The 18,843-nt window shown below is 71.9% G+C and carries 19 protein-coding genes; 9 read left to right on the top strand and 10 right to left on the bottom strand.

What is annotated here, in order from left to right; all coding sequences use genetic code 11:
- Positions 1–45 precede the first annotated feature (45 nt).
- The 3 genes from ACZ7IF_RS23845 to ACZ7IF_RS23835 are packed head-to-tail and all read right to left on the bottom strand — an operon-like array spanning position 46 to position 2,738.
- Positions 46–798, bottom strand: a complete 753-nt coding sequence (locus ACZ7IF_RS23845; protein ID WP_470974690.1) for an amino acid ABC transporter ATP-binding protein — start codon at positions 796–798, stop codon at positions 46–48.
- An 11-nt stretch (positions 799–809) separates the two neighbouring features.
- Complete coding sequence (locus ACZ7IF_RS23840; protein WP_470974606.1) at positions 810–1,757, bottom strand: amino acid ABC transporter permease; 948 nt, start codon at positions 1,755–1,757, stop codon at positions 810–812.
- Positions 1,758–1,787: 30 nt separating this feature from the next.
- On the bottom strand, positions 1,788–2,738 hold the full coding sequence (locus ACZ7IF_RS23835) for an ABC transporter substrate-binding protein (RefSeq protein ID WP_470974603.1): 951 nt from the start codon (positions 2,736–2,738) through the stop codon (positions 1,788–1,790).
- Between the two features lie 526 nt (positions 2,739–3,264).
- Between ACZ7IF_RS23835 and ACZ7IF_RS23830 the strand changes: the two genes are divergently transcribed.
- From ACZ7IF_RS23830 to ACZ7IF_RS23815, 4 genes are all read left to right on the top strand, one after another.
- Positions 3,265–4,467: an NAD(P)-dependent malic enzyme gene (locus ACZ7IF_RS23830; RefSeq protein ID WP_470974600.1), complete on the top strand. Its 1,203-nt coding sequence runs from the start codon at positions 3,265–3,267 to the stop codon at positions 4,465–4,467.
- A gap of 392 nt (positions 4,468–4,859) precedes the next feature.
- Positions 4,860–5,822, top strand: coding sequence for a zinc-binding dehydrogenase (locus ACZ7IF_RS23825; RefSeq protein WP_470974597.1), 963 nt, complete (start codon positions 4,860–4,862; stop codon positions 5,820–5,822).
- A 51-nt stretch (positions 5,823–5,873) separates the two neighbouring features.
- Entirely contained in the window at positions 5,874–6,083 is a 210-nt protein-coding gene (locus ACZ7IF_RS23820) for a helix-turn-helix domain-containing protein (RefSeq protein WP_173315878.1), read from the top strand.
- Positions 6,083–6,637, top strand: a complete 555-nt coding sequence (locus ACZ7IF_RS23815; RefSeq protein WP_470974594.1) for a Clp protease N-terminal domain-containing protein — start codon at positions 6,083–6,085, stop codon at positions 6,635–6,637. The genes ACZ7IF_RS23820 and ACZ7IF_RS23815 overlap by 1 nt, the downstream gene beginning before the upstream one ends.
- Positions 6,638–6,683: 46 nt before the next feature.
- Here the strand turns inward: ACZ7IF_RS23815 and ACZ7IF_RS23810 are convergent, their stop codons facing one another.
- The 3 genes from ACZ7IF_RS23810 to ACZ7IF_RS23800 all read right to left on the bottom strand — a co-directional run bounded on the left by ACZ7IF_RS23810 (position 6,684) and on the right by ACZ7IF_RS23800 (position 9,983).
- Positions 6,684–7,574 (bottom strand): PadR family transcriptional regulator, encoded by an 891-nt coding sequence (locus ACZ7IF_RS23810; RefSeq protein ID WP_470974591.1) that lies wholly within the window; start codon positions 7,572–7,574, stop codon positions 6,684–6,686.
- Between the two features lies 1 nt (position 7,575).
- Positions 7,576–8,490 (bottom strand): DUF4097 family beta strand repeat-containing protein, encoded by a 915-nt coding sequence (locus ACZ7IF_RS23805; RefSeq protein WP_470974589.1) that lies wholly within the window; start codon positions 8,488–8,490, stop codon positions 7,576–7,578.
- Positions 8,491–9,050: 560 nt separating this feature from the next.
- Positions 9,051–9,983, bottom strand: a complete 933-nt coding sequence (locus tag ACZ7IF_RS23800) for a LysR family transcriptional regulator (protein ID WP_470974586.1) — start codon at positions 9,981–9,983, stop codon at positions 9,051–9,053.
- A gap of 224 nt (positions 9,984–10,207) precedes the next feature.
- Between ACZ7IF_RS23800 and snpA the strand changes: the two genes are divergently transcribed.
- A complete protein-coding gene (snpA, locus tag ACZ7IF_RS23795) occupies positions 10,208–10,873 on the top strand; it encodes a snapalysin (protein WP_470974583.1) in 666 nt (221 codons plus the stop codon).
- A 242-nt stretch (positions 10,874–11,115) separates the two neighbouring features.
- Here the strand turns inward: snpA and ACZ7IF_RS23790 are convergent, their stop codons facing one another.
- From ACZ7IF_RS23790 to ACZ7IF_RS23775, 4 genes are all read right to left on the bottom strand, one after another.
- Entirely contained in the window at positions 11,116–11,700 is a 585-nt protein-coding gene (locus ACZ7IF_RS23790; protein ID WP_470974580.1) for a dihydrofolate reductase family protein, read from the bottom strand.
- Between the two features lie 101 nt (positions 11,701–11,801).
- Positions 11,802–12,395, bottom strand: a complete 594-nt coding sequence (locus tag ACZ7IF_RS23785; protein WP_470974578.1) for a GNAT family N-acetyltransferase — start codon at positions 12,393–12,395, stop codon at positions 11,802–11,804.
- 148 nt (positions 12,396–12,543) lie between these two features.
- Complete coding sequence (locus tag ACZ7IF_RS23780) at positions 12,544–13,599, bottom strand: family 2 encapsulin nanocompartment cargo protein polyprenyl transferase (protein WP_470974687.1); 1,056 nt, start codon at positions 13,597–13,599, stop codon at positions 12,544–12,546.
- A complete protein-coding gene (locus ACZ7IF_RS23775; RefSeq protein ID WP_470974575.1) occupies positions 13,587–14,996 on the bottom strand; it encodes a family 2B encapsulin nanocompartment shell protein in 1,410 nt (469 codons plus the stop codon). The genes ACZ7IF_RS23780 and ACZ7IF_RS23775 overlap by 13 nt, the downstream gene beginning before the upstream one ends.
- A 225-nt stretch (positions 14,997–15,221) precedes the next feature.
- On the opposite strand from ACZ7IF_RS23775, the gene ACZ7IF_RS23770 reads away from it, so the two are divergent.
- The 4 genes from ACZ7IF_RS23770 (at position 15,222) to ACZ7IF_RS23755 (ending at position 18,617) form a co-directional block, all read left to right on the top strand.
- Positions 15,222–15,671, top strand: coding sequence for an RrF2 family transcriptional regulator (locus tag ACZ7IF_RS23770; protein WP_470974573.1), 450 nt, complete (start codon positions 15,222–15,224; stop codon positions 15,669–15,671).
- A gap of 101 nt (positions 15,672–15,772) precedes the next feature.
- Complete coding sequence (locus ACZ7IF_RS23765) at positions 15,773–16,963, top strand: globin domain-containing protein (protein ID WP_470974570.1); 1,191 nt, start codon at positions 15,773–15,775, stop codon at positions 16,961–16,963.
- A 91-nt stretch (positions 16,964–17,054) separates the two neighbouring features.
- Positions 17,055–17,645 carry an N-acetylmuramoyl-L-alanine amidase gene (locus ACZ7IF_RS23760; RefSeq protein WP_470974567.1) on the top strand — a complete coding sequence of 197 codons (591 nt, stop codon included), beginning with the start codon at positions 17,055–17,057 and terminating at the stop codon, positions 17,643–17,645.
- Between the two features lie 75 nt (positions 17,646–17,720).
- The gene (locus ACZ7IF_RS23755) at positions 17,721–18,617 is read left to right on the top strand and encodes a 1-aminocyclopropane-1-carboxylate deaminase/D-cysteine desulfhydrase (protein WP_470974563.1); all 897 of its coding nucleotides are present in this window, start codon (positions 17,721–17,723) and stop codon (positions 18,615–18,617) included.
- Positions 18,618–18,843 lie beyond the last annotated feature (226 nt).

Genomic DNA, 18,843 nt, shown 5'->3' with positions numbered 1-18,843 from the left:
GTACCGCCCCTGCGCCGGCGCACCGCGCTCAGAGCGCCTCGACGCTCAGAGCACCTTGGACAGGAACGCCTTCGTCCGGTCGTGCTGCGGGTTGCCCAGCACGTCGCGCGGGTTGCCGGACTCGACCACGACGCCGCCGTCCATGAAGACGAGGTTGTCGCCGACCTCGCGGGCGAAGCCCATCTCGTGGGTCACCACGATCATGGTCATGCCCGACTCGGCCAGGTCACGCATGACGTCGAGGACGTCGCCGACCAGCTCCGGGTCCAGGGCCGAGGTGGGCTCGTCGAAGAGCATCAGCTTCGGCTCCATGGCCAGCGCGCGGGCGATCGCCACGCGCTGCTGCTGGCCGCCGGAGAGCTGGGTCGGGTAGTTCCCGCCCTTGGTGCCGAGGCCGACGCGGTCCAGGAGCTTGATCGCGCGCTCGCGGGCCACGGCCTTGCTCTCGCCCTTGACCATGACCGGGGCTTCCATGACGTTCTCTATGGCGGTCATGTGCGGGAAGAGGTTGAAGCGCTGGAAGACCATGCCGATGTCCCGGCGCTGGGCCGCGACCTCGCTGTCCTTCAGCTCGTAGAGCTTGTCGCCCTTCTGCTTGTAGCCCACCAGCTGGCCGTCGACCGAGAGCCGGCCGGCGTTGATGCGCTCCAGGTGGTTGATGCAGCGCAGGAAGGTGGACTTGCCGGAGCCGGACGGGCCGACCAGGCAGAAGACCTCGCGGGGGGCGACCTCGAGGTCGATCCCGCGCAGGATGTGGGCGGCGCCGTACGACTTGTGGACGCCTTCGGCCTTGACCATCGGCTGGGCGGTCACTTCGCCACCTCCGTACGGCGGAACATGTTCAGGTTGGCCTTGAGCCGCTCGAACGGGGTGGGCGGCAGGCTGCGCAGCGAGCCGCGGGCGTAGCGGCGCTCCAGGTAGTACTGGCCGACGCTGAAGACGCTGGTCAGCGCGAGGTACCAGATGGAGGCCACGAAGTACATCTCGATGACCGCGCCGGCGGTGCTGCCGATGTTGGAGCTGGCCCGCAGGAGTTCGGTGTACTGCACCGCCGAGACCAGGGAGGAGGTCTTCAGCATGTTGATGAACTCGTTGCCGGTCGGCGGGATGATCACGCGCATCGCCTGCGGCAGCACGACGCGGCGCATGGTCTGCGTCTGGGTCATGCCGAGCGCGTGCGAGGCCTCGCTCTGGCCCTCGTCGACGGACTGGATGCCCGCACGGACGATCTCCGCCATGTAGGCGCCCTCGTTCAGGCCGAGGCCCAGCAGGGCGACCATGAACGGCGTCATGACGTCGACGGTCTCGTTCTTGTAGATCGGGCCCAGGTTGATGTACTGGAAGATCAGCGGGAGGCTGAACCAGACCAGCAGCTGCACGTAGACCGGGGTGCCGCGGAAGAACCAGATGTAGAGCCAGGAGACGAAGCTCGTGACCGGGTTCTTCGACAGCCGCATCACGGCGAAGAGGATGCCCAGCGCCAGGCCCAGCGCCATGGCCGAGATGCTGATGATGATGGTGTTGCCGAGGCCGCCGAGGACCGCGGGGTCGAACAGCTTGTCGCCGACCGTGCCCCAGATGATCTTGCCCTGGGAGAAGGCGTAGACGAGCCACGCCAGGACGACGGCGACGACCACGGCGCTGATCCAGCGGCCGTAGTGCCGTACGGGGATGGCCTTGATCGCCTCGTAGGGGGTGCCCGAGGCGCCAGGCCCGGCCGGAGTTGCGGCCGGACCCTTGTCGATCTTGTCAGTCACAATGACTGCCCTTCAGTGGAGCGCTCGGTCTTACTTGCCCGCGTTGATCGTGGCGGACTGCACGGCGCTGTCCTTCACGTTCCACTTCTCCAGGACCTTGGCGTAGGAGCCGTCCTTGATGATGGCGTCGAGGGCTTCCTTGAGGGCGTCGCGCAGCTGCGTGTTCTCCTTGGAGACCGCGATGCCGAAGAGGCCGACGTCGGCCTGCTGGCCGCCGACCTCGAAGTCGTTGCCGCCGCCCGAGGTCTTCGCCGTGTAGGCGGTGACCGGGAAGTCGTTCAGGTCGGCGACGGCGCCGCCGGCCTTGACGCGGGTCTGGGCCTCGGCGTCGGTGTCGAACGCCTCGATGGTGAGCTTCTTGTCGCCGCACTTCTCGGCCTGGGCCTTGAAGGTGTCCTCGTACGTGGTGCCGCGCTGGACGGCGACCGTCTTGCCGCAGAGGTCGTCGAGGGACTTGATGTTCTGCGGGTTGCCCTTCTTGACGAGGAGCGAGACGCCGGAGGAGAAGTAGTCGACGAAGTCGACGCCCTTGCCGATCTTCTGGCCCTTCTCGTCGAGGCCTTCCTGGCGCCTCTTGTTGTCCGTGATCGAGGACATCGCGATGTCCTGGCGGCCGGTCTCGAGGGAGGTCATCAGACCGTCGAAGGTGCCGGAGGTGAACTGGAACTTCACGCCGAGCTGCTTGCCGAGCGCCTCGGCGATGTCGGGGTCGACACCGACGATCTTGCCGCCGTCGACGAACTCCATCGGCGCGTAGGCCGTGTCGGAGCCGACCTTGATGACACCCGCGTCCTGGATCTTCTTCGGGAGCTTCGAGAACAGCGGGGCGCTGTTGTCGGTCTTGCCCGAGTCCGAGGAGCCGTTGCCCTCGGTCTGGTCGCCACATCCGGTGAGGATCAGGGCGCCGGCGACCGCGATCGCGCCGACCGCGGCGATCCGGGACCGGGCGGCGGTCGTACGACGGGTGGTGCTTGCGGTCATGAGCGGTTCCTCCGACAGGGGTGGAAAAGCATCCGAGAGAAGGCCGGGCACGCACCATCGAGTGTCGCGACCTTGTGTGATTACGGCATCTTGCCATTCGGACTGACGCATTCAGGGTGCCCGTCAGGTCAAAATCAGATAACGGGCGCCCCCGACTACCCAACAGGACTGCGGGCAAGGCCCATCGGAGCCGCACAAACCCCCGTGACCTGGCGCTTTCACCTCACTATTTACTGTGCGTCTCGCCTGCTGGACAGAGAGATTTGGACTTTTAGCCAAAACCGGGGCAAGGACCCTACGATCAGTCCGGAATCGACTCGTCTGGCCGAGTGTTCTTCGGGTAGAACAGATCCTTACACCCCTCATCCGGGGCTCAGGGCGCGCGTGCGGCGCGCCCGCGCGTACGAACCTCCCCTCCGCGGAGACGGTCCAACCGTCGACGCGGAGTACGAACGCGGTGCCCGCCCACCCCTTAACCAGGAGTGGCCACCCTCAACGATTCAAAGGACTTAAGGGGTCACACGAAGTGGCAGCGGAGATCGTCAACCCTCGCAGCGACAGTGCGACGGACAACAACCCCGATGCGGTGTTCGCACTGCACCGGGGCGGCAAGATGGCCATCCAGGCCACCGTTCCGGTGAACGACAAGGACGACCTGTCCCTGGCGTACACCCCCGGCGTGGCGAAGGTGTGCACCGCCATCGCCGAGCAGCCGGAGCTCGTGAACGAGTACACCTGGAAGTCGAACGTGGTCGCCGTCGTCACCGACGGTACGGCCGTGCTCGGACTCGGTGACATCGGTCCCGAGGCCTCCCTCCCCGTGATGGAGGGCAAGGCGATTCTTTTCAAGCAGTTCGGCGGCGTGGACGCGGTCCCGATCGCGCTCGCGACCAAGGACACGGACGAGATCGTCGAGACGGTCATCCGTCTGGCGCCGTCCTTCGGCGGGGTGAACCTGGAGGACATCTCCGCCCCCCGCTGCTTCGAGATCGAGCGCCGCCTCCAGGAGGCGCTGGACATCCCGATCTTCCACGACGACCAGCACGGCACGGCCATCGTGACGCTGGCCGCCCTGCGCAACGCCGCGAAGCTCACCGGTCGCACCCTCGGCGACCTGCGCGCCGTGATCGCGGGCGCGGGCGCGGCGGGCATCGCCATCGCCAAGATCCTGGTCGACGCGGGCATCGGCGACGTCTGCGTCACCGACCGCAAGGGCGTGGTCTCCTCGGACCGCACCGACCTGACGGACGTCAAGGCGGAGATCGCGGGCCTGACCAACAAGACCGGCCTGAACGGCACGCTGGAGGAGGCCCTCGCGGGCGCGGACGTCTTCATCGGCGTCTCCGGCGGCACGGTCGGCGAGGAGGCCGTGGCCACGATGGCGAAGAACTCCTTCGTCTTCGCCATGGCCAACCCGAACCCGGAGGTCCACCCCGACGTCGCGCACAAGTACGCGGCCGTCGTGGCGACCGGCCGCTCGGACTTCCCGAACCAGATCAACAACGTGCTGGCGTTCCCGGGCATCTTCGCGGGTGCCCTGAAGGTCCGCGCGACCCGGATCACCGAAGGCATGAAGATCGCCGCCGCCGACGCCATCGCCGGCGTCGTGGGTGACGAGCTCGCCGCCGACTACGTGATCCCCTCGCCCTTCGACGAGCGCGTCGCCGAGGCCGTCACGGCCGCGGTCGCCGCCGCGGCGAAGGCCGACGGGGTGGCCCGCCTGGCCTGAGCGCCACGCTGAGTCACAGTGCCACGGGTGGGGCCCGGCCGGATCGATCCGGCCGGGCCTCTTCGCGTGCGCGTCGTCCCCTCCGCAGGAACGCACCCTCCCCGCCCCCGAACCGGGAGGGGTCGTTCCGCCCTCCTTGCCGGGCGCGCGAGAGAACGCGGGAACGCAAAGCGAGAATGCGACGGGAATGACAGGCTCATGACGAGCGCGCCGCATGGCTTGAATCCTACCCCTCTCCAGGACTCCTCTTGACGTTCCGGTTAGTCCTATGCAAGGCGCAAACCGCCTGGTACGGCTGGTAGTTGAGCATCGAACCAGTACTTCCACTCCGGCTGGTCCGCGATCACCCGCCCCTGGTCAGGACGGCCTACCGACCGGTAGCGTCTGGCGCCATGTTCGCTGCCTATGCCGCCCGAATCGACCGAGACCAGCCGCTGAACGGCCTTGAGCTGGGCGAACGCCCGGCACCCGAGACCCGCCCCGGCTGGGTGACCGTCAACGTCAAGGCCGCCTCGCTCAACCACCACGACCTGTGGTCACTGCGCGGAGTCGGCCTCGGCGAGGACAAACTGCCCATGATCCTCGGCTGCGACGCCGCCGGGACCGACCAGGACGGCAACGAGGTCGTCCTGCACTCCGTGATCGGCCAGAGCGGCCACGGAGTCGGCCCGGACGAGCCCCGCTCGATCCTGACCGAGCGCTACCAGGGCACCTTCGCCGAGCAGGTGACCGTCCCCGCCTGGAACGTGCTGCGCAAGCCCGCCGAGCTGTCGTTCGAGGAGGCCGCCTGTCTCCCGACGGCCTGGCTGACGGCGTACCGGATGCTCTTCACCAACGCCGGGGTCCGCCCCGGGGACTCCGTGCTCGTCCAGGGCGCGGGCGGCGGGGTCGCCACCGCCGCGATCGTCCTGGGCAAGGCCGCCGGCCTGCGCGTCTTCGCCACCAGCCGCGACGAGGCCAAGCGGAAGCGGGCCGTGGAGCTGGGCGCGGTGGAGGCGTACGAGCCCGGCGCGCGGCTCCCGCACCGCGTGGACGCGGTCATCGAGACGGTGGGCGCCGCCACCTGGTCGCACTCGGTCAAGAGCCTGCGCCCCGGCGGCACCCTGGTGATCTCGGGCGCGACCAGCGGCGGCACCCCGCCGTCGGGCGAGCTGCACCGGATCTTCTTCCTGGAGCTGAAGGTGGTCGGCTCGACGATGGGCACCAAGGACGAGCTGGAGGACCTGCTGTCCTTCTGCGCGGCCACCGGCATCCGCCCCGTCATCGACCAGGTCCTCCCCCTGGACCGTGCCCGCGAGGGCTTCGAGAAGCTCGAATCGGGAGACCTCTTCGGCAAGATCGTCCTCACGACCTGATGGTGTCAATCAGGGTTGACACTCCTCCCGCGTCAACCTAAATTGACAGCCATGACCGAAGCGACCGACCTTGCCGCACGGGCCGGGGACCGGGACCCGCGCGTGGGCCTGCGTGCCGTGGCCGCCCTCCGCAGACTGCTGGAGCAGCTGGAGGCCGTGCAGGTACGCAGCGCCCGCGCGCAGGGCTGGTCCTGGCAGGAGATCGCGGCCGAGCTGGGCGTCAGCCGGCAGGCCGTACACAAGAAGCACGGGAGGCTGTGATGTTCGAACGCTTCACCCGGGACGCCCATGACACGGTGACGGGCGCGGTCACCCAGGCCCGCGCGGCCGGCGCCGCCGCCGTCACCGAGGAACACCTGCTGCTGTCCCTGCTGGACCTGGGCGCCCTGGACGGCCTCGGCGTGGACGGCCCCGCCGTCGCCGCCGCCCTGGAGGCGGCCCGCCGCCGCGGCGGGATGTCCAAGGCGGACGAGGAGGCCCTCGCGGGCCTCGGCATCGACCTCTCGGAGATCGTCTCCCGGGTCGAGGAGACCCACGGCGCGGGCGCCCTCGCGGCCCCCGCTCCCCGCAGGCGGGGCCTGGGCACCTCGCTCCGCGAGGCTCTGGGCCGCCCGGAGCCCGAGAACCGGCACATCCGCTTCACCCAGGGCGCGAAGAAGACCCTGGAACAGTCCCTCCGCATCGCCCTGGGCCGCAAGGACCGCCGCATCGGCACCCCGCACCTGCTCCTGGCGCTGATCTCGCACCCCGGCCCGGTCTCCGAGGTCCTCGCGGACCACGGAGTCACGTACGCCACGGTTGAGGCCGCGGCCTAGGGGGTGCCGGGCGTCCCGGGCCCGGCCCTGATCCGCCGGACACCCCCTAGCCGTTCAGTCCCGCCGCGATGCGGGCGGCGGCCGCCGCCAGGTGGGCGCGGGCCTCGGCGAGCTGCGCCGGGGTCACGCCGTGGTCGCGGGCCGCGTCGCGCACGTCGTCGCGGAAGCGGTCCAGCAGCCGGTCCAGGTCCCGCGCCGGGTCCGCGGTGGGCGTCAGGTCCTCGGCCCATCCCGAGCCCGCGGGCCCGGGCGCGCTCGGCGTCTCGGCGGGGCCCGTGTCGGCGGGGGCGCCGCCGCCCAGCCAGGCCCCGGCCAGGCTGCCCAGGACCCCGCCGGACTTGGCGAACTGCTCCTGGAGCTGCGCGGCGATCCGCTGCACCTCCTCGCGGGCCCGCTCCTGGGCCTCCTTGGCCTGGCGCCTGGCCTGCTGGGCCTCCTCGCGGGCCCGGCGGCTCTCGTCCTTCGCCCGGCGGGCCTGCTCCTTCCACTCCTGCTTCGCCTTGCGGAACTCCTCCTTGGCGGCCTTCCAGGACTCGTCCTCGAAGTGGGTCGCCGTCGCGGAGGCCGCCGCCCGCATCTCGCGGCGCAGGTCACCGGCCGCGCCGCGGACGTCGTCCCGGATCTCGGCGGCCAGCTCGGAGACGGAGTCGCGGATCTCCAGCTCCAGGTCCGCCAGCTCCCCGACCCGGTCGGCCAGCTCGGCACGGCCCGCCTCGGTGATCGAGTACACCTTGCGCCCGCCCTCGGTGGCGTACGTGACCAGCCCCTCGGCCTCCAGCTTGGCCAGCCGCGGGTACACGGTGCCCGCGGAGGGCGCGTACAGCCCCTGGAAGCGCTCCTCCAGCAGGCGGATCACCTCGTACCCGTGGCGGGGCGCCTCGTCCAGCAGCTTGAGGAGGTAGAGGCGGAGGCGGCCGTGGGCGAAGACGGGCGGCATGTCAGAGCACCTTCTTGTCGAGCTGGAGGGGAGCGGCCGCGGCCTGCGGGCGGCTCAGCAGGGCGATCGCCCCGGAGACGGTGGTGGCCCGCAGGGTGCCGGTTCCGGTGCCGAGGGTGCCGGTGATCCGCTTGGCGCCGAACTGACCGGTGACCCTCAGGTCCGCGAAGCCGTTGGAGACGCTGCCGGTGGCGGTGTTGGCCTCGACCTTGGCGTCGGCGGGGTGCGGGAGGCGGATGGCCACCTGGCCGGACACGGAGTTGAGGAAGATGTCCACCGGCTTGGCGGCGTCCGGATCGGGGACGAGGTCGATGAGCATGTCGCCGCTGACCGAGTCGGCCCGTACGCTGCCTGCCGCGCCGTCGACCACCGTCAGACCGCCGGAGACGGAGTGGAAACCGAACTCACCGGTGACGGACTGCGCCTCGACGCCGCCGGACACCGTCCGCGCCTCCACCCTCCCGGAGAGCCCGACCAGCGTCGCGTCACCCGAGACCCCGTTGACCTCGGTCCCGCCGGAGATGCCCGACACGAAGGCGGCCGCGCTGACGGTGGCCAGCTGCACCCGGGTGCCGGCGGGAACGGTGAGCGTCACGGTGACGCTGCGCTCCCACGCCTTGCGGCCGTCCGGGGAGGAGCCGGCCCAGGCCTTCCACGGCTTGCCCTCGATCCACTTCCGGAAGCCCTGGGAGCCGTTCCAGGGGAGGTCCTCGTAGGACAGCGTGAGGGTGCCGCCGTCCTGGACCACGTGCAGCGGCGGCCCGTCGACCTCGGCGACCTCCAGCCGGGCCGGGCCCTCCTCTGCGGCGACCACGTTGACGGTGCCGCCGACGACGCGTACGCGGAGGTCGTCGACCGGCTGCTCGAAGGTGAGCTTCTGCGGTGCGGCGACGGACCACGTCATCTGCTCTGGCATGTGCTGCTCCTCCTCAGGCTGACGCACGCAACATATCGCGTCTTCTATAGACACGATATATCGCGGCCGACCGAAGTCAAGCAACTCCTCCTCGACGCGCCGTCGGCGCCCGCGGCCGGGGCCGGTGGGTGTTGCCGCTGCGCGGAGCTGGTCCCCTACCCGCCCTTCCACCGTTCCCCGGGCGCTGCCCGGACCCGCGCCTCAAACGCCGGCGAGGCTGAAGGATGCCAACGGGACTGGACCCACCGGCCGGGGGCGGGGACGGGGTGGGGTGTCGTCCGGGACCAAAACGAGATGAATTCGGCGCGAGGCACCCCGCCACAACCGGACCCGGAACAGGCGCCGAACATCGAAGCCCGTCCCGGACGGCACCCCACCCCGGCACCGACCCCGGCCCCCGCAGCCACCCCGGCACCGACCCCGGCCCCCGCAGCCACCCCACCCCGGCCGACACCCGGGCAACACACCCGACCCCGGCCCCGGGCAACACCCCACCCGCACCCCGCCCGGCAGGGCAACACCCCTCACCGGCAACCGCCCGGCCAGGGCAAAGGCAAGGGCTACGCCACCAGCAGCGGGCTCCCGCTCCGGCGGAGCCACGCGCGGTACGGCGGGGTGCGGAGGGCGGCTTCGCGGTAGGCGTCGCGGAGGTCCTCGAAGACCTCCGCGTGCTCCCCCGGCCGGGTCGCGAGAAGCAGCCGCACCGCCAGCGGGTCCCCCGACAGCGGCCGGATGGCCATGTCGTCCCGAGGCCCGGACGTCGGCTGGCACGGCGCCACCGCCTCGCCGGACACGATCAGCGAGGCCGCCGTGTGGTAGTCGGCGTGCAGCACGGGCGGGTCGACCCCCGCCCCCGCGAAGACCCGTCTCAGCCCGTCCCATTCACCGTCGACCGAGGGGTCCACCGTCCAGCGGTCCCCGGCCAGGTCCTCTAACGCCACCACCGGCGACCGCGCGGCGGGATGGTCCCGGGACATGGACACGAACTGCGGCTCGCGCTCCATCAGCACCCGCAGTTCCAGCCCGGCCGGCACCCTCAGCGGGCTGCCCTCCACCTCGTGCACGAACGCCACGTCCAGCTGCCCGCCGGCCGTCATCCGCAGCAGCGCGTTCGCCGAGACGTCGACCACCAGCGAGGTCTCCCTCTCCGGTGCGCGCCGGTGCAGCCGCCGCAGCCAGCCCGGCAGGGCCCGGCTGGCCGTCGAACCGATGCGCAGCCGCGGCCCGTTCGCCGCCGCCCGCGCCTCGGCGACCAGCGCGGCCATCTCCGCGAGCAGCGGCCGCGCCCGCCCCAGCACCGTGCGCCCGAAGGGGGTCGGCCGGCAGCCGGTCCGCTCGCGCAGGAACAGCTCGCCGTCCAGGGCCCGTTCGATCCGGCGCAGTTGCGTCGTCAGGGAGGGCTGGCTCACGCCGAGTTGCCGGGCTGCCTTGTGCAGACTGCCGGCGTCCTCGATGGCGCACAGTGCGCGCAGGTGCCTCACCTCGAGCTCCATGACCCGAGGGTAGGCGGGCCCCGCGGACCGCACCAGCCGCCGATAGCCCCCCGAATCCCGCCATTCTCACGCCAGTTGACCAAGGTGAATCTCGCCGAAACCTGCCCGATAGCTCCGCGCTATCGGCCTCTGACATCATCCCCCGGCCCCATCGGCTCCCGCAGACTCCGGTACCGGACGACCCATCCACCCCCCACCGCACCTGCTGAGTAGGAGCCCCCCACATGCGCCACTCCCGTAGGAACATGCTGTCCACCGCCGCCGTCGGCCTCGGTGTCGCCGCCGCCCTGGGCGGTGTCGTACCCACCGCCGGGGCCGCGACCACCGCGCCCGCCGGCAGCCCGGCGAGCTACGCCGCGTACGAGCGTTCACAGGAGAACGAGGCCGCCAACCGGGCCTTCTTCGAGGCCGTGAAGCGTTCGGTCGCCGAGCAGCGGGCCGCGAACCCGGGCGCGCTCGCCGTCACCGTCACCTACAACACCCGCAACGCGCCGAGCTTCCGCACCCAGATAGCCAGCTCCACCCGGATCTGGAACAGCTCGGTCGCCAACGTGAAGCTCCAGGAGGTGTCCTCGGGCGGGAACTTCTCGTACTACGAGGGCAACGACTCCCGCGGCTCGTACGCGAGCACGGACGGCCACGGCCGCGGCTACATCTTCCTGGACTACCGGCAGAACCAGCAGTACAACTCCACCCGCGTGACGGCGCACGAGACCGGTCACGTGCTGGGCCTGCCGGACCACTACTCGGGTCCGTGCAGCGAGCTGATGTCGGGCGGCGGCCCGGGCACCTCGTGCACGAACGCCACCCCGAACAGCGCCGAGCGGTCGCGCGTCAACCAGCTGTGGGCCAACGGCCTGGTCGCCTCGGGTCTGGACGCCAAGGGCTAGGGCTGACCCACGGGGACGTAGCGGGCACAGTCCGGGTTCCGGCAGGGACCCGGACTCCACTCGGGAACGAAGATCCCCAGGGACTTGCGCCGTCGGAGCACCGTCTCCACGGCACGCCCGCAGGCCGGACACGTCTGCTGCTCGTGTCCGGCCCGCGGGGCGACCGTCCCGCGCTCGTGCTGCTGCTGTTCACCGGCCATACCTCCACGGTAGGCCGGTTTCGCGCGTTATGCCGTGGTCGGTCAGCGCTTGACGTCGTACGAGGTGACGACCTGGCCGCCGCCGAGGGCGGTGCAGCCGGTCAGCTCCAGGGGGCGCACCCCGAATCCGGCGCGGGACATCGGCATGCCGGTCCCTACGACGACCGGGTAGGTCTTGACGATGTACTCGTCGATCTCGTCCGCCAGCTGGGCCGCGAGGTCGGCGCCGCCGCACAGCCAGATGCCGAGCCCGTCCTGCGCCTTCATCTCGCGCACCTTGGCCACGACGTCGCCGCTGATCAGCCGCACCTGCGGGTCGGGGGAGACGGTGAGGCTGCGCGAGACGACGTACTGCTCGCGCATGTGGCCGTAGGGGCTGGCCAGGCCCGCCTTGAGGCCGGGCTCGTAGGTGTTGCGACCCATGATCACCGCGTCGAAGCGCTTGGGCGCGGCGTCCTCGACGCCGAACTGCTTGCGTCCCGGAGTGGAGAGCGTCTCCGGGTATTCGGCGGTCAGGTGGCCGATGAACTCCGCGTCGAGGTAGCTGTAGATGAAATCGGCATCGCCGTCCGGGGCTCCGATGAAGCCGTCGACGGTGGTGGCGATGAAGTACGTGAGCTTGCGCAAGCGATTCTCTTCCGTTCGGGAGTGCCTCCGCTCCGGGGCACGTCAATGAAAGTACTTCACCTGAAGTGCTTTGCCAACCCCCAATTCGCGGGAGTACGCGTTCACCCCCGTGGCTTGCGCCACATCGGCCACATCAGCGGCCCCTCGGGCAGCCGTACCGCCTCACCGGTGAACTCCCAGCCGAGCCGCTCGTACAGCCCCTTGCTCCGCTCGCTGCTCGCCTCCAGGTAGGCCGGGACCCCGTCCCGGTCGCAGCGCTCCAGCACCGGCCGGATCAGCTCGGTGCCCAGCCCCTCCCCCTGCCGGCCCGGCGCGACCGCGATCATCAGCAGGTACTCGTGCTCCTCGGCGGTGGGGTGCACCTCCCCGGTGAGCCGGCCGACCAGCTCGCACCGCTCGTTGTCCGGGTCGGCGACCGCCCGCATCTTCGCCGGGATCTCGTCCTCGCCCTCCGGCTCCCCCGCCGGGACGCGCAGCCACAGCGCCGCCGCCGAGCCGTCGGCCGCGTAGTCGATCCGGCCCTCGGCCAGCGCGACGTCCACGAAGACCCCGAGGAACCTGCCGTGCACGGCGGCCCGGTGCTCCGGGTCCGGGAAGACCCAGCTGCTCACGGGGTCGCTGCGGAAGGCCTCGTCCAGCAGGCGCGCGACCGCGTCCCGGTCCGACTGATCCGCCTGACGTATCTCCAGCACCACGGGTCACACCCTTCACTCACATGTCAACTACCGCGAGTGATCCTAGAGTTGCCCCGCGCGCTTCCCGCCGCCCGCCCGTGAAAAGGCCTGTTCCGGCGCCCCGCAGCGCCGGAACAGACCGCTCCGCGACACCGGGACGAGCCGGCCGCTACTTGGTGCGCCGCGTCACGAACTCCGCGAGCGCCAGCAGCCCGCCCGCCGCCGTGAGGTCGGGCACCGCCCGGGACAGCTCCTGCACCGCCCGGCCCATCCGGTCGGCGGCATGGGCCTGCGCCCAGTCGCGGCCCCCGGCCCGCTCCACCGCCCGGGCGGCCCGGGAGACGTCGCCCTCCTTCAGCGGACCCGCGTACAGGAGCGCCAGCTCCTCCCCGGCCCCGGTGCCCGAGGTGAGGGCGGCCACGACCGGGAGGGACTTCTTGCGGGCGAGCAGATCGGCCCCGGCGGGCTTGCCGGTGTGCCCGGGGTCGCCCCAGATGCCGATCAGGTCGTCGATCAGCTGGAAGGCCAGCCCGGCCTCCCGTCCGAAGGCGTCCATCGCCTCGACCTCCTCCGCCCCGGCCCCCGCGTACAGCGCGCCCAGCGCGCAGGCGCAGCCCAGGAGCGCCCCGGTCTTGGCCGTCGCCATGGTCAGGCACTCGTCGAGCGAGACGTGCGTGCGCTCCTCGAAGGCGCAGTCCGCCTGCTGCCCCTCGCACAGCTCGACGACGCAGGCCGCGAGCCGGGCCGAGGCCCGCGCCGAGGCCGGGTGCGGGTCCTCGGCGAGCAGCCGCAGCGCGAGTGCCATCATCGCGTCGCCCGCGAGGATCGCGTGCGGGGTCCCGAAGACGGTCCAGGCGGTGGGCCGCCCGCGGCGCCGGACGTCCCGGTCGATGATGTCGTCGTGCAGCAGCGTGAAGTTGTGCGCGAGCTCCACGGCCGCCGCCGCCCGTACGGCGCCCCGGACGGCCTCCCCGGAAGCCCCCAGGGCCTGCGCCGAGGCGAGCACGAGCGCGGGCCGGATGGCCTTGCCCGCGCCGCCCGCGGCCGGGCCGCCGTCCTCGCGCTCCCAGCCGAAGTGGTACGCCGCCACCCGGCGCATCGCGCCGGGCAGGCCCTCGACGGCCCGGCGCAGTTCCGGCTCGACCGCTCGCCTCGCCTCTTCCAGCAGGGCCGCCGCTTCCTGCCCCTCGCCCGCTACGACGGCGTCGGCGGTCACCGGTCCCAGCGGCCGATCTCGACGTTCTCCAGGACGCCGAGCGCGTCCGGCACCAGGACGGCGGCGGAGAAGTAGGCGGTGACCAGGTAGGAGATGACCGCCTGGTCGTTGATCCCCATGAAGCGCACGGACATGCCCGGCTCGATCTCGTCGGGGATGCCGGGCTGGTGGAGGCCGATGACGCCCTGCTCCTCCTCGCCGGTGCGCATGCACAGGATGGAGGTCGTACGGGTGCCGCTGACCGGGATCTTGGTGGACGGGAAGATCGGCACGCCCCGCCAGGCCGTCACCCGGGTGCCGGCGACGTCGACCGTCTCCGGGTAGAGCCCGCGCTTGTTGCACTCGCGGCCGAAGGCGGCGATGGCCTCGGGGTGCGCCAGGAACAGTTTGGAGTCGCGCCGCATGCCGAGCAGGGCGTCGAAGTCGTCCGGGGTGGGCGCGCCGTCGTGGGGCTGGATGCGCTGGTCGTAGTCGGCGTTGTGGAGCAGGCCGAACTCCGGGTTGTTGAGCATCTCGTGCTCCTGGCGCTCGCGCAGCGCCTCGACCGTGAGCCGCAGCTGCTGCTCGGTCTGGTTCATCGGGTGGTTGTAGAGGTCGGCGACGCGGGTGTGGACGCGCAGGACCGTTTGTGCAATGGAGAGTTCGTACTCGCGCGGGCGCGGTTCGTAGTCGGCGAAGGCGCGGGGGAGGACGGCCTCGCCGACGTGGCCGGCGGAGAGCTCGATCGCGGCCTCGCCGTACGGGTTGGTGCGCCGCGCCGGCCGGTTGCGTACGCGGTCCACGTGCGCCCGCAGCGAGTCGGCCCGGTCGGCGAGGAGCAGGAAGTCCCGGCGTGACAGCACGAGGGCCGTACCGGGGGTGGCGGCGCGGGCGGTGTACTCCCAGATGGCCGCCTCGTCGGTGAGCGAGGCCTCGCCGAAGCAGGCGCCGTCGGCGACGGTCCGCAGGACCGCGTCCTCGCCGTAGGGGCCGGGGCCGATCTGTTCGACGCGGCCGTGGGCGAGCAGGAAGACCTGGTCGGAGGGGCTGCCGAAGGAGGTGAGCTCCTGTCCGGCCTCGAAGTCGACCTGGCGGCAGCGGCCGGCGAGTTCGGTGAGGACCTCCGCGTCCTCGTAGTCGCGCAGCAGCGGCAGCTCGCCGAGCTCGGCCGGGATGACCTGGACCCGCGAGCCGGTCTTGACGAACTCCACGACGCCGTTGCCGACGGTGTGGCTGAGGCGGCGGTTGACCCGGTAGGTACCGCCCTGCACCGGGACCCACGGGAGCGTCTTCAGCAGCCACCGCGAGGTGATCTCCTGCATCTGCGGCGCGGACTTGGTGGTGGTTGCCAAGTTCCGCGCGGCCGCGGTCCCGAGACTGCTCTGCGGTGCCCGGGATTCGGCTTCGGAACCTGCCTGGACCGACATGTGTGTCCTTCCTGTCACTCCATGGTCTGCGGGACGGAAGCCTTCCAGCGCGCCGTGTGACCGGGCCACTACACAAACGGGTGGGACTGGTCCCCGGGGGCAGGGGCATGCTCAAAGGTTCAACGGCTTCACATTTCCTCCCTCGAACCTCACCCGTTTCGGCCATGTCGCACGCCCGGCCGCTCTTAATTTGTATCTGTGATGCCAGTTTTCTACGCTGGGGCCATGCGGCTGACGCGATTCACGGACCTGGCGCTGCGCGTGCTCATGCGCCTGGCCGTCGAGGACACGGACCTCCCCACCACCCGCGAGGTGGCGGCGACGATGGAGGTCCCGTACACCCACACCGCCAAGGTGGTCGCCAGGCTGCAGCATCTCGGACTGGTCGAGGCCCGGCGCGGCCGCGGCGGCGGGCTCGCGCTCACCGCCGCCGGGCGCGCCGCCTCGGTGGGCGGGGTGGTGCGCGAGCTGGAGGGCGCGGGCGACGTCGTGGACTGCGACGGCGCCACCCCGTGCCCGCTGCGCGGGGCCTGCGTCCTGCGCGGCGCGCTGCGCCGGGCCCAGGAGGCGTTCTTCGCCGCGCTGGACCCGCTCACGGTGAACGAGCTGGTGGCGGCTCCCACGGGCCCCCTGCTGCTGGGCATTTCGAGCGGCGGCGGCCGAGTGGCCGATTGACCCCACCCCCCGGCCCGCCCTCGAACGGATCTCCGTATGGCGGCGGGCCGCCCCGAGCCCTTTAATACGAATCTGCGATACCAATTAAGCGAGGAGCCGCCATGCTGTCGGAGAAGTCGACCGCGACCGTACGCGCCACCCTGCCCGCCGTCGGGGCCGCCATCACGGACATCACGGAGCTGTTCTACTCGAAGCTCTTCGCGGCCCACCCGGCCCTGCTCCGGGACCTGTTCAACCGCGGCAACCAGAAAGCCGGACTCCAGAAGCAGGCCCTCGCCGGCTCGATCGCCGCCTTCGCCACCCACCTCGTGGAGCACCCGGACACCCGGCCCGACGTGATGCTGAACCGCATCGCCCACAAGCACGCCTCCCTCGGCGTCACCCGCGAGCAGTACCCGGTCGTCCACCGGCACCTCTTCGAGGCCATCGCCGAGGTCCTCGGCGAGGCCGTGACGCCCGGGGTCGCCGAGGCCTGGGACGAGGTGTACTGGCTGATGGCGAACGCCCTGACCGCCATCGAGGAGCGGCTGTACGCCGAGCAGCAGGTGCTCGCCGGGGACGTCTGGCGGGTGTGGACGGTGGCCGCGCGGATCGAGGAGACGCCCGACTGCACCACCTTCCACCTGATCCCCGCCGACGGCGCCCCCGCCCCCGGCTTCAGGCCCGGCCAGTACGTCTCGGTCCAGGCCGAACTCCCCGACGGCGCCCGCCAGATCCGCCAGTACAGCCTCTCCGCCTCCCCCGGCTCCCCGGTCCGCGCGATCACCGTCAAGCGGGTCCACGGCGGCGCCACCCCCGACGGCGAGGTGTCGAACCACCTCCACGCCCGGGTCCGCACCGGCGACACCCTGCGCGTCTCGGCCCCGTACGGGGACCTGGTCCTCCAGGACCCCGACTCGCCCGTGCTGCTCGCCTCGGCGGGCATCGGCTGCACCCCGATGCTGTCGATGCTGGAACACCTGGCCGAAACCGGGCACACCGGCCAGGTCACCGTGCTGCACGCCGACCGCAGCCCCGCCGACCACGCCCTGCGCGCGGACCACCGCGCCCTGACCCACAAGCTCGCCGACGCCACGGCCCGCTTCTGGTACGAGGCCGGGGCCGAGCCCGGCGACTCCACCGGCCTCGTCGACCTCACCGCGGTCCCGGTAGCCCCCGGCACCAGGGCGTACCTGTGCGGTCCGCTCCCCTTCATGCGGTCGGTGCGCGCCCAGCTGATCGCCAAGGGCGTCCCGGCCTCCGGCATCCACTACGAGGTCTTCGGCCCGGACCTGTGGCTGGCCTCGGCCTGACGACTGGCCGAAAGACGCCCTAGCCCGGAAGGGCCGCCTCCACTACACCGTTAAGTAACCGAACGAACACATACGGTGAAAGGAGGCGGCCGTGTCCGCACCCATGTCCGCTGACCGCTTCATCCAGGCGCTGTGCGCCGAGGGCCTGACCGTCGTGGAGGTGGGCGCCTGGCGCACCCGCAACCGCAACCACAAGGGCCCCTGGGGGCCGGTGCACGGGGTGATGGTCCACCACACCGTCACGCACGGCACCGCGTACACCGTGGAGCTCTGCCGCGACGGCGACTCCGCCCTGCCCGGCCCCCTCTGCCACGGCGTCATCACCAAGGACGGCCGGGTCCACCTCGTCGGCTACGGCCGCACCAACCACGCCGGCGCCGGCGACTCCGACGTCCTGGCGGCCGTGATCGCCGAGAAGCGGCTGCCACCGGACCACCACGCCGACACCGACGGCAACCGGTACTTCTACGGCTTCGAGTGCGAGAACCTCGGCGACGGCGAGGACCCCTGGCCGCCCGCGCAGCTCGACGCCATCGCCCGCGCGGCGGCCGCCGTCTGCCGGGTCCACGGCTGGGGCGCGCGCTCGGTCATCGGCCACCGCGAATGGCAGCCCGGCAAGGTCGACCCCAGGGGCTTCACCATGGACTGGCTGCGCGAACGCGTCGCCGAACGCCTCAAGTGAGCGAACCGGCTGACCGGCCCCGGCCCGGGCGGGCCGTCCCCCACACCACCCCGCGCCTGCCCTGACAATGGGCGGGTGACCCACCCCGAACTGCGCCCCCGCCCGCCGTCCCCCCTCGTCGAGGCGGCCGACGAACGCTTCGCCGCGCACGGGGTGCGGCTCCTCCTCAAGCGGGACGACCTGGTCCACCCGGAGCTGCCCGGCAACAAATGGCGCAAGCTCGCGCCGAACCTCCGGGCAGCGCTGGATGCGGGCCACGGCCGGCTCGCCACCTTCGGCGGCGCCTACTCCAACCACCTCCGGGCCACCGCGGCCGCCGGCCGGCTGCTCGGCCTGGAGACGGTCGGCATCGTACGGGGCGACGAGCTGGCCGGGCGCCCCCTCAACGACTCCCTCGCCCGCTGCGCCGCCGACGGCATGCGGCTGCACTTCACCGCCCGCTCCGAGTACCGCCGCAAGGCCGACCCGGACACCCGGGACCGCCTCCTGGCCGCCGCCGGGGCCGCGGGGGCGTACGTGGTCCCCGAGGGCGGCAGCAACGCCCTCGCCGTCACGGGCTGCGCGGAACTGGGCCGCGAGCTGCGCGGGGCGTCCGACGTGGTGGCGGTGGCCTGCGGTACGGGCGGCACCCTGGCCGGCCTCGCGGCGGGGCTGGCCCCGGGCCAGCGGGCGCTGGGCGTACCGGTGCTCGCCGGGGGCTTCCTGGGTCCGGAGATACGTTCCCTCCAGACGACGGCCTTCGGCGGCCCCGCCGACAACTGGACCCTGGCGGAGGGCTTCGACCACGGGGGCTACGCCCGTGTCCCGCCCGCGCTCGACGCCTTCGCCGCCGACTTCGAGTCCCGGCACGGGCTCCCGGTGGAGCGGATCTACGTCGCGAAGCTCCTCTGGGCCCTGCACGCCCTCACCGCCGCCGGCGCCTTCCCCCGGGGCACGACCGTCACGGCCGTCATCACGGGCCGCCCTTCCTGACGCGCCCCTCGCACCGCTCAGCGCCGGGGCGCTTCCCGGGCTTCGAGCCCGCTGCGCCGGACTCCGTCCGCCGGCCTGCCGCGCGGGGCCGCTGCCCTGGCCGGGCGGGGTGCGGTGCCGCTGCGCGGGGCGTTCCCCGGGCGCTGCCCGGACCCGCGCCTCAAACGCCGGCGAGGCTGAAGGATGCCAACGGGACTGGACCCACCGGCCGGGGGCGGGGACGGGT

This window comes from Streptomyces sp. NPDC037421, from assembly GCF_055602105.1.
Note: the sequence above shows the minus strand (reverse complement) of the source record. Positions and strands in the feature narration are given on the sequence as shown.